Here is an 18,938-nt window from a genome sequence, read left to right as displayed (position 1 = left end):
AGGGGAAACCTTGTATCCTATAACCAATCGGCCACTTTATTTAATAATTTATCTTTATCAGCAGGTTTAACAATATAATCATTCATTCCAGCACGGTAGAGACGATTTATCGTTTCTGAGCTATTATCCCCTGTATAGCCAATAATAGGCGTTTTTCGGTATTCGGCCATTGAACTGCGGATGATATTCGTCGCCTGTAATCCATCAATAACCGGCATTTCAACATCCATTAAGATTAAATCCATAGTATGTTGTTTTAATATCTCTAAAGCTTGTTGACCATCATGAGCTTGATAAACATCATAACCCTGCTTTTCTAATAATATAGCAGAAAACGTTCGTAAAGAATCATTGTCATCGACTAATAAGATGCTTCTTTGATAATTGACTTCTCGTTGTGGTATATTTCCCCTTTCAACCTCAAGCTCATCAATCGAAAATAATAGCTTCTCGATGGTTCCAATACTGTCTTTTAACAAATGACGTATTTCAATTGGATAAATTGTTAAGTAACGAGAGATATTAATAGGATAACGCTTAGATTGGTCATAAATATAACTAATTCTGGCTTCAGTAAAATGTAATTGACCTTCCAGTAAGCTCAATTTATCCCACTGTGTTTCAAATGGAGCTAAATCAATAAAAATAAGATCAAATTCAAATTCATACGCTTCTTTTTGCATCGCTTGACTGAGAGTGAGCATATGCAAAGTAAACCCTAAATAAAAAGCTTGTTCATTCAGATGCCGACTTAATAAACTCGGTTCACCAATCAATAAAATCGATTTAGATTTTAGTAGATCGTGTTTTATCTGTTTGATACGTTCGGATTCAACATCTGGAAACTGAAGGGTAAATTGGGTCCATTCACCGAAGACGGAATGGCAAATAATTTCACCGCCAAATGAATGCATAACTTTTCGACAAAAAGGCAGCCCTAACCCATAACTATTATGTTTACCAAAGGTATAGAAGTCCTTAAAAATTTCTTCGAGCTGTTCTGCTTCAATACCAATCCCATTATCTTTGACAGTAATCACATTCTGCTCATCGACTCGATTCAATTCGATGTTAATCGTAAACACTTCACTACTTTGATAATAAAAAGCATTTTTCAGTAAATTGTACAACGCAAACTTAAGTAAGGTATCGCTACCAAAAAAATCAAAATCTTGATTAACGGTTAATGAAACGGCTGCTCGATCAACGGCCCGTTTGTAGGCAAAAGAATGAATAGCATTTTCAACCACCGTAGCAGCGGATAATTTTCGAAAGGTCGACGTTGAGACACGATGCTGATCAATTGACGTTAACAATAAATCTATGGTTTCATTACCAGAATGAATCACCTCATCCGCATCATTTAATATTTCATGCAATTGCTGTAAATCTTGTTGATTAATAATATGAGTTGCTTGGCCTGAATGGGGGGAAGGAACTAGAGTACGCACCACATCAAGAGAAGACTTAAGCGCACTGAGTGGATTACGCATTTCGTGTGCAATTCCTGCACCAAACGATTTTGCTAATGATGCTTTGCTCTCGTGTGATACCTGATTGCGAAAGTAGAACAGATTACCGAATACATAAGTAAAGATAAAAATAGGTACATAAGTCCAAGAAATCATCTGACTAGGGGCGGCATCAACGACAACATAAACCGAGAAGTAAGCGAGTAATACGGAAATAATCGCTTGTGGCAACATCACCTTAGTTTCATGAACTAGCAGAATATGCAAGAAAATCGATGCCATAAAAGACATCGCCCAGACTGTCGACCAATCGTTCATCAACATCATAAAAGAGAAGAAAAAAGGTAAACAAAAGCCTATTGAAAGCAGATAGTAATACGGTAAATAGCGCTGTAATGCTTTGGGAAATGAGTGGCGAAAAGCAATTCCGGCAAACAATAGCGAGCAAAATCCCCGTAGCCAAAACGATTCATAGCCTTGGGGAAACAGGTAAGTCCATACATAATAGTAAATCGGAAAACCGATGAAGCCCATCCATCCAACTAATGTTAAGTTTGGTTCTGCGTATTGGTATATTTTTTTTACCGCATCCATATGAGTTATCGCTGCCTATGATCCATTGATCAATCCTCTATCCTATCTTTGAACTATACAACAAGTTTAATGCTACTGCCGAGGGTTGAGGTCACGATATCTAACCGTAAAGCAATTTGCTCTTTGAGCTCAGCAACGTGAGAAATTATGCCAATGCAGCGCCCCCCTTGCTGCAAATCAACTAAGGTTTGGATTGCCAAATCTAACGATTCAGGATCTAAGCTACCAAATCCTTCATCAATAAACAGAGTATCGAGGCGAATCCCACCGCTGTAGGCTTGCACTACATCGGATAAACCTAATGCCAATGCTAACGCCGCCATAAAAGATTCTCCGCCCGATAATGTCGCCACATCGCGCCATTTTCCCGTATAGCCATCTTCGACCATTAAATCGAGCCCTGAACCCGCATTACCTTTAGCGCGATCTTCTTTACGTTTTAACCAATAGCGTCCTTTACTCATTCTTTGCAAACGTTGTGAAGCCTGAATTAAGACATCATCAAGCAGCACGCCTAACACAAAGCGGTGCAAACTGACTTTAGCGCCCGTGCGTCCATTGGCTATATCACTTAATGTGCCGTAAATTTGATACTCTTTTTCAAGTTGCACATTGTTCTGATAAAGCGTAACCAACTTGTCGCTCACTTGGCGTAAACTGTCGTAACGTGAGCGAACTTCACTGAGCTGCTGCAAGCAAAGCGTAACATGGGCTTGTTGCTGTTCTACCGCGGCCTTGAGTTCGGTGAGATTCGGCGGCGTTTGGTTGTTCAACTCCTTAGCCAACGCATCCCACTGGCCTTGTAGCGTCGCTCGGTGCTGCTCAAATTGACGAACTTTCTGTTCTATGGATAAGCGGGCCTCTTCTGCTAACTTGGCCTGCAGATAATCCTCTAGCGAGGAAAAAGCACTGTCGTTAAGCGCCGCTTGCCATTCCTGGGCTAAACGCTGCTCACTGTCCAACCAACGTTTCGCTTGCTGCTCGGCGCTGATTAAGCTTGCTTGAGCAGAAGATAAAGCCTGCTGAGCCGCAGCTAACTGGGTTCGAACCTGTAATTCAGCTTGCTGCAACGCGGTGATCTGTTTTTTCACCCGTCCATAGGCTTCACGCACTTGAGCGGCATCAGTAAATTCACTAGCCACTTCAGCTTGTAAACTGGTGACTTTGGTTTGTGCTTCAATCTCTGTTTTACTGGCTTGATCGACTTTATGTTGCTGCTGCTCAAGTTGTAACTGAACTTGCTGCAAGGCCACCATCACTTGGCTCAGTTGATGCTCAAGGGCTTGCGGATTTAACAGCGTTAGACGCTCAATTTCAGCAGTTAATGCTTGATGTTGATGTTGCAATGCGGTTAATTCTGGCAATGCCTTGTGCTCGATTTGCTCCTCGAACTGCTTGAGCTGCTGCTGATAATGACTAAGATTGTTTTCAGCCTTTTGGTATTGTTTCAGTTGTTCGGTTTCATTCGCTTGATGATGTTGCTGAGCCTGACGAGCTTGCTGAACCTGATCTTTACTCACCACTTGACCAGAAAATTGTGCGATATGAGGATGATGCTCACTACCACAGACTGGACATGGATTACCTGGTGCGAGTTTCTGTGCCAATTCTGCGGCTTGATTACTGTGCCAATAAAATTCCAACTGATCGACATGCTGGCTAGCCTGCAACGTTTGCTGCTGAGCCTGCTGATAAGCTTGCCCAGCTTGTTGATACGCTTGCTGTAACTGGTTGATTTGTTCGGTTAAAGATTGCTGCTTGACACGTAACTGAATATGCTCATTCAGTTGGCTACACTGTAGCTGTTTAGTTTCCAGACCGCTTCGTTGGCTAATCACCCGTTCTAATGCTTGCTGCTGCTCTTGGCGCTGCTGTTCTAAATCAGCAAGGTGCTTTTTCAACTGCTGATGCTGAGTCTGCGCCGCCTTCAACGCCGCTAACGCGTTAGTCTGCTGATGCCGTTGTTGCTCTAACTCAACCCATTTTTTACCCATGCTTTCCAGTTGATACAACTGTTGGCTGAGCGCATCAATTTGCTGTGCGGCTTGATCTGCCTGCTGATAAGCTGCCGTTGCCACCGTCACTTGCTGCTGTGTTTGACTCACCGCTTGTTGATGCGTTTTTTGCGCTTGCTCAGCCAGCGTCAATTGCTGCCGTACATCAGATAATTGTTGATAAGGTAAGTCGAGCCGCGCCGCTTTTTGGTCTTGTTGCAATCTTACTTGCCACTCATCGATCTCAGCCTGTTGCGCGGTTAATTGTGCTTGCTCTAAAGCCAACTGCTCTTGCTGGCTAAATTTCGCTTGTAACTCTTGCCCCGCGTGCCATTGTTGCTTAAGAACATCAAGCTTCTGCTGCGCTTGTTGATGGCTTTGCTCGCTGTTTTTTAAGCTTGGCTCAACGCTGGTCAGTGCTTGCTGCAATTCCTCTTCACTGGCCATAGCAACAACATTCAACGCCCCTTTTATTTGCTGATCAAATTGCTCTTTTTGGCGACGAATCTCTGCCGCTCGCTCAAACAATTCCCGTTCAATTTGCGTATAAATATGGGTTTGAAATAGCTGACCAAAGATTTGTTCGCGCTCTTTTGAGTTCGCGACTAACAATTCACGAAATTTACCTTGCGGAATCACCATCACTTGACGAAATTGCTTTACATCTAGGCCAATTAATTCAACCACCGCAGAAGCAACACGCTTAGGGCTATGAGCCAGCAGCTTTTCTTCGTCATTAGCGAACCGTTCGATTAAGCTCGCGGCATGAGATTTTTTAGTGGTGCCTTCACCGCGCTGTTTCGCCACCTGCTGATCCGGGCTGCGGATGATCTTAAACCGCCGATTATGCAGCTCAAAGACAAACTCTATTTCCGTCAGAACAGAATCAGGCGCATAATCACAGCGCATTTGATCGCCAGAACGTTCGCTACCCGTAGTTTCGCCATACAAGGCATAGCATATCGCATCGAGTAGCGAGCTTTTCCCTGCCCCTGTTGGGCCATTGATTAAAAAAAGCGGCGCATGACCAAAAGCGCTGAAATCGACCACTTGCTGGCTCGCAAACGGGCCAAAAGCTTGCAGAGTCAAAGTAATTGGACGCATAACTTAATTTGACTCCTGATTTTTGAGTGACTGAATGACTTGGCTAATCGCCTGTGTTTGCAATTCCGTTAACGGCTCTTGCTTAGCTTCAAGAAAAAAATCTCGAAACATATCCAGCTCACCACGCGCCAAACGAGCTCGACCCATTGGCTGCTCACTATCCATTAACATACCCGGTTTCTCTAAATGCAACACATTTGGGTATACTTTGCGCAGCTTTTCCATCGGATCTAAAATGGCGTGCTTATCCATTAAACGCACCAGTAGATAATCATCCGCATGAGGGTCTTGCTGACCTTGAGCCAACAAGGTCTCTAGTTCTCCTTCAATAACACGCATATCATGGGGCGCGGTGAGCGGGATCGGTTGTGCCGACACAAAACCCTCTTGATTCAATTCCACTAAAGTCATGCCTTTTTTATGATATTGCTCAGAGAAGCTGTATTTCATCAGCGAGCCACTGTAACGAATATAATCTTGGCCTTTATATTGCGGCTGATGCAAATGCCCTAATGCAACATAATCAAAGGGTAAAAAGTGCTGGTGATTCACACAGTCAGCGCCGCCAATCGACAGCGGTCGCTCTGAATCTGAGGTACTTGCGCCATCGACAAAACAGTGACTAAGCAAGACATGACGCTGGGCAGGATTGAACGTATCAACAATCTGCTGACAAAGAAATTGATGTGCCTGATCATGAGTGCTGACCTTATTTTTAAACGCATCACGAACCTGCTCAGGATCGCTATAAGGCATACCATAAAAAGCCACTTCGCCGGCTTGCTCTGAGCTAAGCACCACAGGCTGTAACATTTGCGTAAAGTCACTGATAATATGCAAGCCAGACGACTGCATATGTTTGGCGGCAAAACCTAAACGCTTCGCGCCATCATGGTTGCCAGGGATCATGATCACTGGGGTCTGTAATTGCTGACAAATGCGCGTTAATACTTCATCCAATAGCTCAATTGCGGCGGTCGGTGGTACTGAGCGGTCATAAATATCACCGGCGATCAACAACGCATCCACCGGATGAAGAGTGATATAATCGATAAGTTGGTTTAAGACCTGCCGTTGATCATCCAATAAAAAGACATTGTGAAAGTGACGGCCTAAATGCCAATCGGAAGTGTGTAAAAACTTCATTGCCAGCCTGTAAGCAAAGGTGATGTTAAGCCTATGATAACCTTAAGCTAGGATAAGATCATTGCTTTCATTAATCAGCGGCGCACTTTCAACCGACGCGGAATTAACTCAATACCATTAGCAAAACGTTTTGCCGAGGCGTTCAGAGCTAATGCCATCGCACTATCGGCGATCAATTCAAACTGCTGGGGTAATGAGTTCACTTTAATTGGCAAGAAATCTAATAATCTATTATCACCAAAGGTCGCCAGTCTTAGTTTATCCATCAGTGCTGGATGCTCTAATAATACGTCTAATACCCCTTCTAATAAGGTATAAGACGTCACTACCACGGCATCGGGCATGTTATCTTGCTCATACCACTGTGCGAACACTCGCCGCCCTTCCTCGCGATTAAAGTGCTCGCCATAAGCCAGAACCATTTGCTTATTCGCCTGCTTCAACGCCGATTCAAAGCCCATTTGCCGCTCTTGAGAGATACTTAATTCAGGCAATGCGCCAATCAAACCAACGCACTTCACCTCATTGCTCAATACCGATTGGGTGAGTTCAAAGGCGGCACTAAAATCCTCACTGACCACGCAAGGAAAATGTTCATCATCCAAAGGTCGGTCAATGGCAATCACCGGCGTGCCCGCTTGTTGAACCTGCCAATAAAATTCGCTGGCATCCGCCAAGCTACTGGCCACAAATAAGGCATCAATCCGCCGAGAGACGAGAGCATGGGCAACATTTTTCTCAATTTCTGCATCATCATCAGAGCAGCCAATTAATATTTGATAACCCGCTTGACGTGAATTGTGTTCAAGTAATTTGGCTAATTTGGCATAACTGGTGTTTTCTAAATCGGGAATAATCAAGCCAAACGAGCGACTATTGCCCGCTCTTAACGAAGATGCGGCTAAATCTGGGCGGTAATCATACTGCTCAACAATCGCGATCACTTTTTGCTGAGTTTTTTGGCTAATGCGATATTTGGTCGCTTTGCCATTAATCACATAGCTGGCCGTTGTTTTTGAGACGCCTGCCAATTTGGCTATTTCATCTAGTGTCATATCCACTACTCGGGTTCTGTGCGTGGGATCATAGAAACAATTTTTTGATCCTTAATTGAGTTGAATTATAAGCTGAATCGATTCAGTATCAAAGCTGAAAGGATTCAGCAAAAGTTTAAATTGGTAGCTAAGTCGAGTTTTTTGGACTAAACCTAATGAAAGCGACTGATTAATAAACTATAGCGTTTGCTAAATTTTTTTAAACTTAAAGCTGAAACGATTCAGCTTAATCATAAATCACGATAATGCGACTCTATACCCAAACAACTTGGAGTTGCAGGTAGGTGGCAAGTGAGTGAGTCCCCATGAGCATAGATAGGCTCCATGATTGGGGTGAACGAACATAGCCCCCCTGCAGCTTCAAGTAGGAAGGGGATAGTCAGAAAAAGCGACTCGCATTATCAACACAAGCCATTTCTGGCTAAGGGGCCAAACATGTTGCAACTCTCTACGCAAGATATTCGATTAGCGCAGACACCCTCGAACAAACAAGATGCCATTCGTGCTATCGCGGCAGACCTTACTGAAAAACAACTGGTCGAGTCAGGCTATGTTCAAGGTATGCTTAACCGCGAAGCGCAAAATTCAACTTTTTTAGGCAGCGGTATCGCCATTCCCCATGGCACGATTGAAACTCGCGAACTGGTTAAGCAGACTGGCGTCACCGTGCATCATTTTGCCAACGGCGTTGATTGGGGTGAGGGTAATATCGTCTATGTCGCGATTGGTATTGCAGCCAAATCCGATGAACATTTAGGCATATTAAAGCAACTGACCAAGGTGCTCTCTGCCGATGGCGTTGAGAATCAGCTCAAACAAGTACAACAAGCGAGTGATTTAGTCGCACTACTCAATGGCGAAGTGCAATTTGCCGCTGATTTTGATCCTGCTTTGATTCAACTGCACTTTCCTGCCAGTGACATGCTGCAAATGACCGCGGTGGCGGGTGGTTTACTGAAAAATACTGGCTGTACTGATAGTGCTTTTGTCGCCGATCTGGTCACCAAGTCCCCTACCCATTTAGGCAAAGGGTTATGGTTAATCAGCAGTAACCAAAGTGTGACGCGCAGCGCGATGTCATTTGTTTCTACCGCTAATCATTGTGAGTACCAAGGCATTGCTGTCAAAGCTTTGATCGCGATTGCCGCTTGTAATGATGCCCATCGCTCGTTTCTTAATATCATCACCCAGCTTGTATTCAACCAGCAGCAAGAGCAATTATTACAAGCGGATGCCCATCAATTGGTCGCGTTATTTTCTCAAGACAACGCCCAAGCTGCTTCTAGCCACCCAGAAAACAACGCGAATGTTGAAACCTCGATCTTTAAAATTACCAATTCACATGGTTTGCATGCTCGTCCCGGCGCCATGCTCGTGGCAGAAGCGAAGAAATTTCAAGCCAACATCAAGGTGGTCAATTTAGATGGTGATGGTAAAGCGGCCAACGCGAAAAGCTTAATGAAAGTTATCGCCCTAGGAGTGAAACACGGCCACCAACTGCAATTTAGCGCTGAAGGGCCAGATGCCGCCCTTGCCCTTGAATCGATTGGCGCAGCGATTAAATCCGGTCTTGGTGAGCATTAAGGAGCCGATGATGAGTATGAAAGTCGTTACCATTACCTTGAATCCAGCACTTGATCTCACTGGCAGCATGGAAAAAATGCATGTTGGTTCCGTGAGCTTAGTTCAACAAGGTTCATTACATGCGGCGGGTAAAGGGGTCAATGTAGCCAAAGTGCTCAGCGATCTTGGTGCTCAAGTCACGGTGACAGGATTTCTTGGTCAAGATAACCAAGAAATGTTTTGTCAACTCTTTGCTGAAATAGGCGCAAACGATCAGTTTATTCGTCTACCTGGAGCGACACGAATTAATGTCAAATTGGTCGAACAATCTGGTCAAGTCAGTGACATCAATTTCCCTGGTATTCATGTCAATGAACAAGATATTCAACGGTTCGAGCAGAGACTGTTCCAGCTCGCTGATGATCACGAGTACTTCATCATTGCAGGCAGTCTACCATCCGGTCTCTCCCCACAGCGCTGCGCAACATGGATTGAGCAACTGGGCTTACTGGGTAAAAAAGTGCTGTTTGATAGCAGCCGTGAGGCTCTAATCGCCGGAGTCGATGCAAAGCCATGGTTAATTAAACCCAATGAAGAAGAACTGGCTCAGTTTGTTGGCCACCCTCTGCATACCCCTGAAGCGTGTCAAGCCGCCGCTCAACAACTCGCCGATAAAGGTATCGCTAATATTGTGGTATCCATGGGGGCACAAGGCACGATGTGGCTTAATCAAGGCCAATGGCTACACGCCAAACCACCCAAAATGCCGGTCGTGAGCACGGTCGGTGCTGGCGATACCTTAGTGGCCGGTTTGTGTTGGGGGCATATGCAAAATATGGATAAATCGTCATTGATCACCTTTGCAACCGCGCTATCCGCTCTTGCGGTAACGCAGGTGGGCGTTGGCGTTCCTGACATCAACAAAGTCACAGCTCTACAAAACGATATCCAATTATAACCACACGACTTGACGAAAGCAGTCACCAACGACAGCGAGGTAACTGGGTAGAAAAAATATACCGAGCTGTTAAAACCGCCATCGTCTTAAGTTACTAGGGTAAACCATTGATTAGTCTATGAACTAACCATTAACGACAAAAGGTCAACACTATGAATATTGCCATCATTACCGCATGCCCCAGCGGGGTTGCCAATAGCATTATCGCCGCCGGTTTATTAGAACAAGCAGCGAAATCACTGAACTGGAATGCCACTGTCGAGTGTCACTCTTCGATACTCGACACGACAACCTTAACCGAGGCCGATATTGCTCAAGCTGAAGTGGTGATCATTGCTGCTAATACGCCGGTCGATACCTCGCGTTTTGTCGGTAAAAAATTCTACCAAAGTGAGATTTCAGCCTGCACCAGCGATCCGAGCACGTACTTAACCACAGCAGTAGAACAAGCCAAAGTACTGAACGCCTCAGCCGTGACCACCACTGCACCCAGTAGATCAAACGCGTCAGCGGTGAAAAAGATCGTCGCTATCACCGCGTGTCCAACCGGTGTTGCTCATACCTTTATGGCAGCGGAAGCGCTGGAAGAAGAAGCCAAACGCCGCGGCCACCAAATCAAAGTCGAAACTCGTGGCTCGGTCGGTGCCAAAAATCAACTCACTGAGCAAGATATTGCCGAGGCCGATTTAGTGATTATTGCCGCCGATATTGAAGTGCCTCTTGAGCGCTTTAATGGTAAAGCGCTGTATCGCACCAAAACTGGCCCCGCTCTTAAGAAAACCGCTGAAGAGATGGATAAAGCCTTGGTCCAAGCCACCACTTACCAACACTCAGGATCAAGTAGTGCATCGTCTAGTGACGAGAAAAAAGGCGTCTATAAACACCTGATGACTGGGGTTTCACATATGCTCCCTGTGGTCGTTGCTGGTGGCTTATTGATCGCCCTCTCTTTCGTGTTTGGTATTGAAGCTTTTAAAGAAGAAGGCACCCTTGCCGCCGCTTTGATGACCATAGGTGGTGGATCCGCCTTTGCATTGATGATCCCCGTACTGGCTGGTTATATTGCTTTTTCGATTGCCGACCGTCCTGGTCTGGCACCTGGTCTGATTGGTGGCATGCTCGCTAGCTCAACGGGCGCTGGCTTTTTAGGCGGTATCGCGGCCGGTTTCATCGCCGGTTATAGTGCAAAATGGATTGCTGATAATGTCTCCTTGCCTCAGTCAATGGAAGCGCTTAAGCCGATTTTAATCATTCCGTTTATCGCCAGCTTAGTCACCGGTTTAGTGATGATTTATATCGTCGGCGGGCCAGTTTCAGGCATCATGTCGGCGCTGACTGAGTTTTTAAATAGCATGGGTTCCACCAATGCCGTGTTATTAGGCATTATTCTTGGTGCGATGATGTGCTTTGACTTAGGTGGCCCAGTCAACAAAGCGGCGTATACTTTTGGTGTTGGTCTATTAGCGTCAAACACCTATGCGCCCATGGCTGCGATCATGGCGGCAGGGATGGTACCTGCATTAGGGATGGGCCTTGCCACGTTCTTAGCCAAAAATAAATTTGCCGCAAGTGAACGTGAAGCAGGCAAAGCCTCATTTGTACTGGGCTTGTGTTTTATCTCTGAAGGGGCAATTCCTTTTGCAGCCAAAGACCCCATGCGAGTTATCCCGGCATGTATGGTGGGCGGTGCATTAACCGGAGCACTATCCATGCTGTTTGGTGCACAACTCATGGCACCGCATGGTGGACTATTTGTCTTGTTGATCCCGAATGCCATCACGCCAGTATTGATGTATTTGGTCGCGATCGCTGCTGGTACTATCGTGACCGGTGTAGGCTATGCGTTTTTAAAATCACGCGCAGCGGCAAGTACACAAGCCGTTCAAGCTTAAACCTCTCAACCATGGTGCAAGCCATCAGGCTCTGTGCTCCTTGTTCAAAAAAGCAAAAAGTCAGCGATACGCTGACTTTTTTGTTTCATTACTTCTACCACTGTAGATGTTATTGATGCTTACCTTGGACATATTCACGACTTACATCAACCACCGCCACATCCCTAAAAAAGCTCCGCCCTAACAATATAGGAAAGGTGAGATGGGTTCGATTGGCTAAAGTGAATTGAGTATGATCTTTCATCTCTCCAAGTTGTACCCACATCATCACCACCGGACGACGCTGATAACTGTTATCGGACGATTGACGAATGCGTACCCAACGTTCAACAGGTAAATTGATCTCACCACTTTTTATTCCATCATGTTCAATACGAAACTTGACCCAATCTTCTCCATCCCGTTCAAAAGCTTCAACATCGACTGCACTAATCGAAGATGTGGTTGCTCCGGTATCGATGCGAGCCCGAAAGCTCTCTTCTATTGCCGGTACATAAACCCACTCTTTTTCACCAAAAATCAGTTTACCATCGGATGTTTTGGTCGCCGCAGGCACCTCGGGCTCAACAATCTCTGGTGGTTCTACTTCCGGTTTTGCAGATTCCGTTTCTGGTTCGGGTTGCTCAATTTGGGCTGAGGTTTCAGTTTGCTCAGAAGAAGGAACCATCGCACAAGCAACTAACCCCCCACTAAGCAGCAACGTTAGAAGGATTTTCCATGGTTGTTTCATTCATTTACCTCATTCAACTACTGTTATGACACGCTAACGATCGCCTCTGCTACATAAGGGATGTCTTTCTCCGTTAGACCGGCGATATTAATTCGACCATCAGCCACCGCATAAATCGCGAACTGATCGCGTAAACGACCCATCTGTTCTGGACTAAAACCGAGCATAGTAAACATCCCTTTGTGGCTTTGGATAAAGTCGAATTGTGACGTATTGTGTTGATTTCTCAACTCATTACACAAGGTTTGACGAAGGCTTAACAATCGTTGCTGCATTTCTGTCAATTCTTGCAGCCAAAGGTTGGTTAACTTTTCATCTTGTAATACGGTTTTCACCAAAGCCGCACCGTGATCAGGTGGCATGGTGTAAGTGGCTCGTGCTAGGGTCAACATTTTGCCTCGCGCATTGGCGACCTGCTGAGCGTTTTTACCTAATACGATTGCCGCTCCAGTCCGTTCACGATACAAACCAAAGTTTTTCGAGCACGAAGTAGTAATCAGCATCTCTTCTACCCGCTGCGCCATATAACGCACACCTTGAGCATCGCCTTCAAGTGACTCACCAAAGCCTTGGTAAGCGATATCCACAAATGGAGTAAAACCTTGTTTAAGTGATAATTCCGTTATCGCCTGCCAGACGGAAAAATCAATATCCGCTCCTGTCGGGTTATGGCAACAGCCATGCAGTAACACCACATCTTTCGGTCCTGCCTGAGCCAGATCGCTCATCATGGCAGCAAGATCAACCATTTTGGTCTCCGGACTAAAATAAGCATAGTATTTTACTTTTAATCCTGCCGCTTCCATGACTGGTTTATGATTAATATAGCTTGGATTGGTTAACCACACCGTCGTATCGGGCTGAGCAACACGCATTAAATCCCCCAACATGCGCAATGCGCCACTGGCTCCGGGAGTCTGAATGGTGGTTAAACGGTCAGATAATGAGTGTTCATGACCCAAGACCAATTGCGTGATACTGTGGTTAAACTCTTCACAACCGGCAAGCCCAACGTAGGATTTAGTGGTTTGAGTCTGGATCACCTTTTGCTGAGCCAGTTGCACCGCCTGCATGATCGGTGTTTGGCCTTGACTATTTTTATAAACGCCAATCCCCAAATCGACCTTTTCAGGACGGGGATCTTGGCGAAAAGCGACGGAGAGAGAAAGAATAGGATCTAATACTGGTTCAGATAAATGGTCTAGCATGAAAGTCACAACCCTTTGAAATTCAAGTAATGACTTTCAAGTAAACACCAGAAACCATAAAACCGAAAGTAATTTTTACACTTTACAACTATGTATCACCTGATTATGGCTACCCCGCCACGGTAAACTGGGATCGGCTTTATCTTGCTCAAACTTACCATCAATTAATACATCAATATGATCGAGTACTTGACGTTGTTGAGCGTTCAATTCTGATAAACGGTAACCCGTCCATAACCAAATATCTTTGCCCGGGCATTCCTGATTAACTCGTTGCACCAAAGCTAAAACGGTAGAGACATTACTCGGATGCAAAGGGTCGCCACCGGACAGTGACAAACCCCGCTTAATAATGCGCTGGTCGTTGAGATCAGCAATGATCTGATCGGCCAACTGGTCAGTAAACGGCAAACCAGAAGTCAACGACCAAGTGCTTTGGTTATAACAACCTTTACATTGATGCACACAGCCAGAAACAAACAAAGTGCAGCGTGTCCCCGGCCCGTTCACCACATCAACGGAATAATATTGATGATAATTCATAGCTCAACCGCTGTTGATCTGATGATAAAAGCCGTCATAGGTGTTTCACTCGGCGCTTGACTTCTTCTTGTTTGCCGAAGTTAAACGGTCTTGCATCCGGACTACCGAGATAACCACAAACTCGGCGCGTGACCGATACTTTTGCAGAGTCATGATTACCACATTTAGGACAAACAAAGCCTTTGCTGGTACAAGAAAATTCACCGGTAAATCCGCACTCATAACACTCATCTATCGGCGTATTGGTGCCGTAGTATGGCACTCGGCTATAACTGTAATCCCAGACGTTTTCCAATGCTTCAATATTGAGCTGCATATTAGGAAATTCGCCATAACAGATAAAACCACCACTGGATATCGCTGGGTATGGCATTTCGAAGTCAATTTTATCGTATGGATTAACTTTCTTCTCTACATCTAAGTGAAAACTATTGGTGTAATAGCCCTTATCAGTTACTCCAGCAATAATCCCAAATTCTTTGCTGTCAATTTGGCAGAAACGGCTGCACAAATTTTCACTGGGCGTCGCGTACAAGCTGAACGCGTAGCCAGTCTCTTCTTTCCATTGATCCACTGCCGCACGCATGCGACTGATAATAGTTAACGCGTGATCGCGTAAAGCCGGACTATCATAAACATGCTGTTGTGAACCAAACAACGCATTAATGGTTTCATGTAAACCAATATAACCCAACGAAATAGACGCTCGGCCATCTTTAAAAATTTGCGCAATCGTATCATCGGCTTGCAAACGAACACCGCAAGCCCCTTCCATATAAAGAATCGGCGCGACCCGCGCTTTAACATTCTCTAAACGACTAATACGAGTCTCTAAGGCTCGACGAGCCAGCAGTAATTGCTGATCTAACAAACGATAGAACTGGTCCAAATCCCCCTTGGCTTTCAGTGCGATACGCGGCAGGTTTAAACTCACTACACCTAAGTTATTACGCCCTTCATGAACAAGCTCGCCCTGCTCTTGGTATGTATTGAGGAAGCTTCGACAACCCATTGGGGTTTTGAATGAACCCGTGACTTCAACCACTTTGTCGTAATTAAGAATATCGGGGTACATACGCTTCGACGCGCACTCTAAAGCCAGCTGCTTAATATCGTAGTTGGTGTCACCGGGTTTATGGTTCAAACCTTGTTTAATCGCAAAGACTAATTTCGGGAATACGGCGGTTTTACGATTTTTACCAAGCCCAGCGATACGATTTTTTAAGATCGATTGCTGAATTAAGCGTGCTTCCCACGACGTACCTAAGCCAAAACCAAACGTGACAAAAGGGGTTTGCCCATTAGCCGTGTGCAAGGTATTGACTTCATATTCCAGCGATTGGAAGGCGTCGTAACACTCTTTCTCGGTACGAGACATAGCAAAATCTTGTGCATTAGCAATGTGCCACTCTTCGGCAATCGCCAAATGTTTGTGATAGCTTGCCGTCACGTAAGGGGCAAGCACTTCATCAATGCGGTTGATTGTGGTGCCACCGTAAATATGGCTAGCGACTTGGGCGATAATTTGCGCGGTTACTGCCGTGGCGGTAGAAATCGATTTCGGTGTATCAATCTCAGCATTACCCATCTTGAAACCATGAGTAAGCATCCCCTGCAAATCAATCAGCATGCAGTTAAACATTGGGAAAAATGGCGCGTAGTCAAGGTCGTGATAGTGGATATCACCTTGCTCATGGGCTTGTACAATATCTCGGGGGAGAATTCGGGTTTTGGCGTAATGTTTAGCAACAATCCCCGCTAATAAGTCTCGCTGAGTTGGGATCACTTTACCGTCTTTATTGGCATTCTCATTGAGTAGATCGGCATTACTTTCTTCAATCAGACCTTCAATTTCTTTGGTTAGCGTACTCTGCTTTTCACGGGCAATATCGCGATCGTGACGATATTCAATGTAGGAGCGAGCCAAACCTTTATACGGCCCTTGCATCAGTTCATTTTCAACCAAGGTTTGAATCTCAGCAATATGAACCTGCTGCTGTCCCTCAAGTTGTAATTCAACCGCTAACGCGACATTGAGTGCATAAATAGCAATCTCGCTGGTGACTTGATCAGCGGCGCTTTCTACCGCCGCTTGAATACGATCTCGGCTAAACGACGCTTTAGAGCCGTCACGCTTGATTACGATTGGTTTCATGATATCTCCTTACCCAGAATATCCACACGCTTATCCACAAATACACCATATAGATAAAAGTCTGCACCGCTAACACAATATGTTGTGGCATATTAGACGAAATGCCGCCATGAGGCGTATTGATTTAGATCAATAAAAACCAGACCATGGACAAGAAGACGACGATATTGAGGTCAGAGATCGCAATCTATTGAGAAACGATGAAAATAGGCATTTTCTCAAACAACGTATTGATTTTTTAAAAAGCCTGCTAGGCTAAGGACTTAAGATTCAACGGATGAAAATAACCATGATAACCCGATTTCTGTCACGATTGACTCTGTGTGTGGTGTTGCTCAGCTCATTTTGTGGCTATGCACAACCGATCAGTATCACAACCTGGAATATAGAATGGCTGACCTTAAATCCCGATGCGCCTGACGATAAGGGCAAACGTAGCGAAGCGGATTTTCAAGCCTTGTCTCGACATTTTCAGCGTTTCAGCCCTGATGTACTGGCTTTTCAAGAAGTGGATAGTATTGCTGCCATCCAAAAGGTGGTGGGTAATGAGTATCGAATTGTTTTATCTGAACGCGCCATGCCACAACATCAGCAGCATCAATTCAGTAAACTCAATCAATATACAGGTTTTGCTATCAAATCAACGATCCCTTTTGATACACCAGCTGATATTGATCTCTATGGACGGGCTAATCATAAACTGCGCTTCGCCACGTATGTGATTCTCTATCCTGATAATCCGAACGAGATCCACTTGCTTTCAGTGCATTTAAAAGCTGGATGCGCTGGAGCCTTCCATCCCAATACTGACAGTTGCCAAATTTTAAAAACTCAGGGCAAAGCACTCAATCGTTGGCTACAAGAGCGAGAGCGTCATCAACACGCGTTTATGATCTTAGGAGATTTCAATCATAATCTCGCCTACCAAGGGGATTGGCTATGGAAAATAATTAACCAAGAGTTAAACAAGCCAGTGCAACTCGCGACTCAAGAAACGCCCGCACGCTGCCAAGTTCGCTCTCGCCGTCAGCCAGATAAACTACACCGTTTTCGTTCGTTAATTGATCATATCATTGTCAGTAGCCAAGTGAGCTATCAGCAAGTACAACAAATGATTTTTCCTAACGATGAAGTGCTGCGCTACCGACTGAGTGATCATTGTCCGATTCATGGTCAATTTCACTGGTAATTCTTTTACAGTCTATTAAGACCAGATAAAAAAACAGGCGTATTGAATGACATTTTTCAATACGCCATAAACCAAACCACTTAAGTAACTAGTTTTTGGTTTTTAGCCATTGTCCCATGACAAATAAACCCACCAACATAGCCACAAAAAATACCCATACGTCACGGTTACCTAGCGCTAAACTTGACACTGCTGGCCCAGGGCAGATGCCTGCTAACCCCCAACCCAAGCCGAAAATAACCGCGCCGCTAATCAGACGACTATCGAGATGAGGATTATTCGCCAAACTAAAACTCGAGGCATTAAGGGGCTTAGATTTTGGTTTGATCACAATAAAATAAGCAGGCATAAAGACCAATAATGCACCACCCATCACAAACATTAGACTTGGATCCCAAGCGCCAGCAACATCTAAAAAGCCGATCACCTTGGTCGGATCCGCCATACCAGAAATCACCATACCGAGACCAAACAATAAGCCCGTTACCAGTGACGTTAAACGAAATAAGAACGTATTCATGATCTATCCTTACTAATAAAAAAAGCTATGCGTTTAAAGAAGATGCAAACGAACAAAGACGGTAATACCAGCAACCAACATAAAGATTCCCGTAGCAACAATAGAGCGCAGCGACAAACGTCCAATACCACAGATACCATGGCCACTGGTACAACCATTACCTAAGCGAGTGCCTAAACCAACCAGTAAACCGGCGATGATTAACATTCCTGTACTCGATGAGTACTGTAAAGGCACTTCGGCTCCCAGTAAGCGCACCCCAAACACGCCTCCCGCCACCAAACCAATCATAAATAACCAGCGCCATGCGGTATCTTGCGCTTTGGGGGTTAATAAACCACCAAGGATGCCGCTGATCCCAGCAACTTTACCGTTTAATAACAGCAATAAAGTGGCGGAGACGCCAAGTAACATTCCGCCAAATAGCGAATACCAAGGAATTGAAAATGTCATAATTACCTCATCATGAGTTAGCGTTATTTGGGTGACAAAAAATACGTTGTAAACTAGCGATTAGTTGTTTAACTCTATGATCAGCCAAAGAATAAAAAACTTGTTGCGAGCGTTTACGTGCGCTGATCAATCGCTGTTTACGCAGTAAAGCAAGATGCTGCGATAAGGCGGATTGACTCAATAAAGACGCTTGTTGTAACTGAGCTACCGCGACTTCACCTTCAATCAACTGACACAGCACCATCATCCGTTCAGGATGGGCCATAATTTTTAGTAATTCCGTGACCTCATCAATATGAACTTGCATTTGATCAATATTTATCTCAGCCATACGCTTATCTCCGGTCACACTGTCAACATAA

15 protein-coding genes are annotated in these 18,938 nt (G+C 44.9%); 4 read left to right on the top strand and 11 right to left on the bottom strand.

Annotated features, from left to right (window positions below):
• Positions 1-17: 17 nt before the first annotated feature.
• The 4 genes from FKQ60_RS07290 to cra form a co-directional block, all read right to left on the bottom strand.
• Positions 18-2,066 (bottom strand): response regulator, encoded by a 2,049-nt coding sequence (locus FKQ60_RS07290; protein WP_154171116.1) that lies wholly within the window; start codon positions 2,064-2,066, stop codon positions 18-20.
• Positions 2,067-2,119: 53 nt separating this feature from the next.
• Positions 2,120-5,164 carry an SMC family ATPase gene (locus tag FKQ60_RS07285; RefSeq protein ID WP_170905611.1) on the bottom strand — a complete coding sequence of 1,015 codons (3,045 nt, stop codon included), beginning with the start codon at positions 5,162-5,164 and terminating at the stop codon, positions 2,120-2,122.
• Between the two features lie 3 nt (positions 5,165-5,167).
• Entirely contained in the window at positions 5,168-6,310 is a 1,143-nt protein-coding gene (locus FKQ60_RS07280; protein WP_170905613.1) for an exonuclease SbcCD subunit D, read from the bottom strand.
• Positions 6,311-6,384: 74 nt separating this feature from the next.
• Complete coding sequence (cra, locus tag FKQ60_RS07275) at positions 6,385-7,365, bottom strand: catabolite repressor/activator (protein ID WP_170905615.1); 981 nt, start codon at positions 7,363-7,365, stop codon at positions 6,385-6,387.
• A gap of 435 nt (positions 7,366-7,800) precedes the next feature.
• Here cra and fruB point away from each other — a divergent pair, with 435 nt between their 5' ends.
• The 3 genes from fruB (at position 7,801) to fruA (ending at position 11,778) form a co-directional block, all read left to right on the top strand.
• Positions 7,801-8,949, top strand: a complete 1,149-nt coding sequence (fruB, locus tag FKQ60_RS07270; protein WP_170906245.1) for a fused PTS fructose transporter subunit IIA/HPr protein — start codon at positions 7,801-7,803, stop codon at positions 8,947-8,949.
• A gap of 10 nt (positions 8,950-8,959) precedes the next feature.
• On the top strand, positions 8,960-9,886 hold the full coding sequence (pfkB, locus tag FKQ60_RS07265; RefSeq protein ID WP_158145461.1) for a 1-phosphofructokinase: 927 nt from the start codon (positions 8,960-8,962) through the stop codon (positions 9,884-9,886).
• Positions 9,887-10,038: 152 nt separating this feature from the next.
• Positions 10,039-11,778, top strand: a complete 1,740-nt coding sequence (fruA, locus tag FKQ60_RS07260; RefSeq protein WP_170905619.1) for a PTS fructose transporter subunit IIBC — start codon at positions 10,039-10,041, stop codon at positions 11,776-11,778.
• 109 nt (positions 11,779-11,887) lie between these two features.
• Here fruA and FKQ60_RS07255 read toward each other — a convergent pair whose 3' ends face one another.
• The 4 genes from FKQ60_RS07255 to nrdD form a co-directional block, all read right to left on the bottom strand.
• The gene (locus FKQ60_RS07255) at positions 11,888-12,508 is read right to left on the bottom strand and encodes an ATP-dependent zinc protease (RefSeq protein ID WP_170905621.1); all 621 of its coding nucleotides are present in this window, start codon (positions 12,506-12,508) and stop codon (positions 11,888-11,890) included.
• A gap of 23 nt (positions 12,509-12,531) precedes the next feature.
• Positions 12,532-13,716: an amino acid aminotransferase gene (locus FKQ60_RS07250; protein WP_170905623.1), complete on the bottom strand. Its 1,185-nt coding sequence runs from the start codon at positions 13,714-13,716 to the stop codon at positions 12,532-12,534.
• A gap of 75 nt (positions 13,717-13,791) precedes the next feature.
• Positions 13,792-14,259, bottom strand: coding sequence for an anaerobic ribonucleoside-triphosphate reductase-activating protein (nrdG, locus tag FKQ60_RS07245; RefSeq protein ID WP_154171123.1), 468 nt, complete (start codon positions 14,257-14,259; stop codon positions 13,792-13,794).
• Positions 14,260-14,293: 34 nt separating this feature from the next.
• Positions 14,294-16,414, bottom strand: a complete 2,121-nt coding sequence (nrdD, locus tag FKQ60_RS07240) for an anaerobic ribonucleoside-triphosphate reductase (RefSeq protein WP_170905625.1) — start codon at positions 16,412-16,414, stop codon at positions 14,294-14,296.
• 289 nt (positions 16,415-16,703) lie between these two features.
• Here nrdD and FKQ60_RS07235 point away from each other — a divergent pair, with 289 nt between their 5' ends.
• On the top strand, positions 16,704-17,603 hold the full coding sequence (locus FKQ60_RS07235) for an endonuclease/exonuclease/phosphatase family protein (protein ID WP_170905626.1): 900 nt from the start codon (positions 16,704-16,706) through the stop codon (positions 17,601-17,603).
• Between the two features lie 88 nt (positions 17,604-17,691).
• Here the strand turns inward: FKQ60_RS07235 and FKQ60_RS07230 are convergent, their stop codons facing one another.
• Genes FKQ60_RS07230 through FKQ60_RS07220 form a run of 3 tightly spaced genes read right to left on the bottom strand, consistent with a single transcriptional unit; the run spans position 17,692 to position 18,907 of the window.
• The gene (locus FKQ60_RS07230) at positions 17,692-18,123 is read right to left on the bottom strand and encodes a YeeE/YedE family protein (RefSeq protein WP_170905138.1); all 432 of its coding nucleotides are present in this window, start codon (positions 18,121-18,123) and stop codon (positions 17,692-17,694) included.
• Between the two features lie 33 nt (positions 18,124-18,156).
• Positions 18,157-18,576 carry a YeeE/YedE family protein gene (locus FKQ60_RS07225; protein WP_158145028.1) on the bottom strand — a complete coding sequence of 140 codons (420 nt, stop codon included), beginning with the start codon at positions 18,574-18,576 and terminating at the stop codon, positions 18,157-18,159.
• Between the two features lie 10 nt (positions 18,577-18,586).
• A complete protein-coding gene (locus tag FKQ60_RS07220) occupies positions 18,587-18,907 on the bottom strand; it encodes a metalloregulator ArsR/SmtB family transcription factor (protein WP_154171127.1) in 321 nt (106 codons plus the stop codon).
• Positions 18,908-18,938 lie beyond the last annotated feature (31 nt).

Source organism: Vibrio sp. A11, assembly GCF_013048705.1.
Taxonomy (GTDB): Bacteria; Pseudomonadota; Gammaproteobacteria; order Enterobacterales; family Vibrionaceae; genus Vibrio; species Vibrio metschnikovii.
This window is presented reverse-complemented; position numbering and strand designations above follow the sequence as displayed.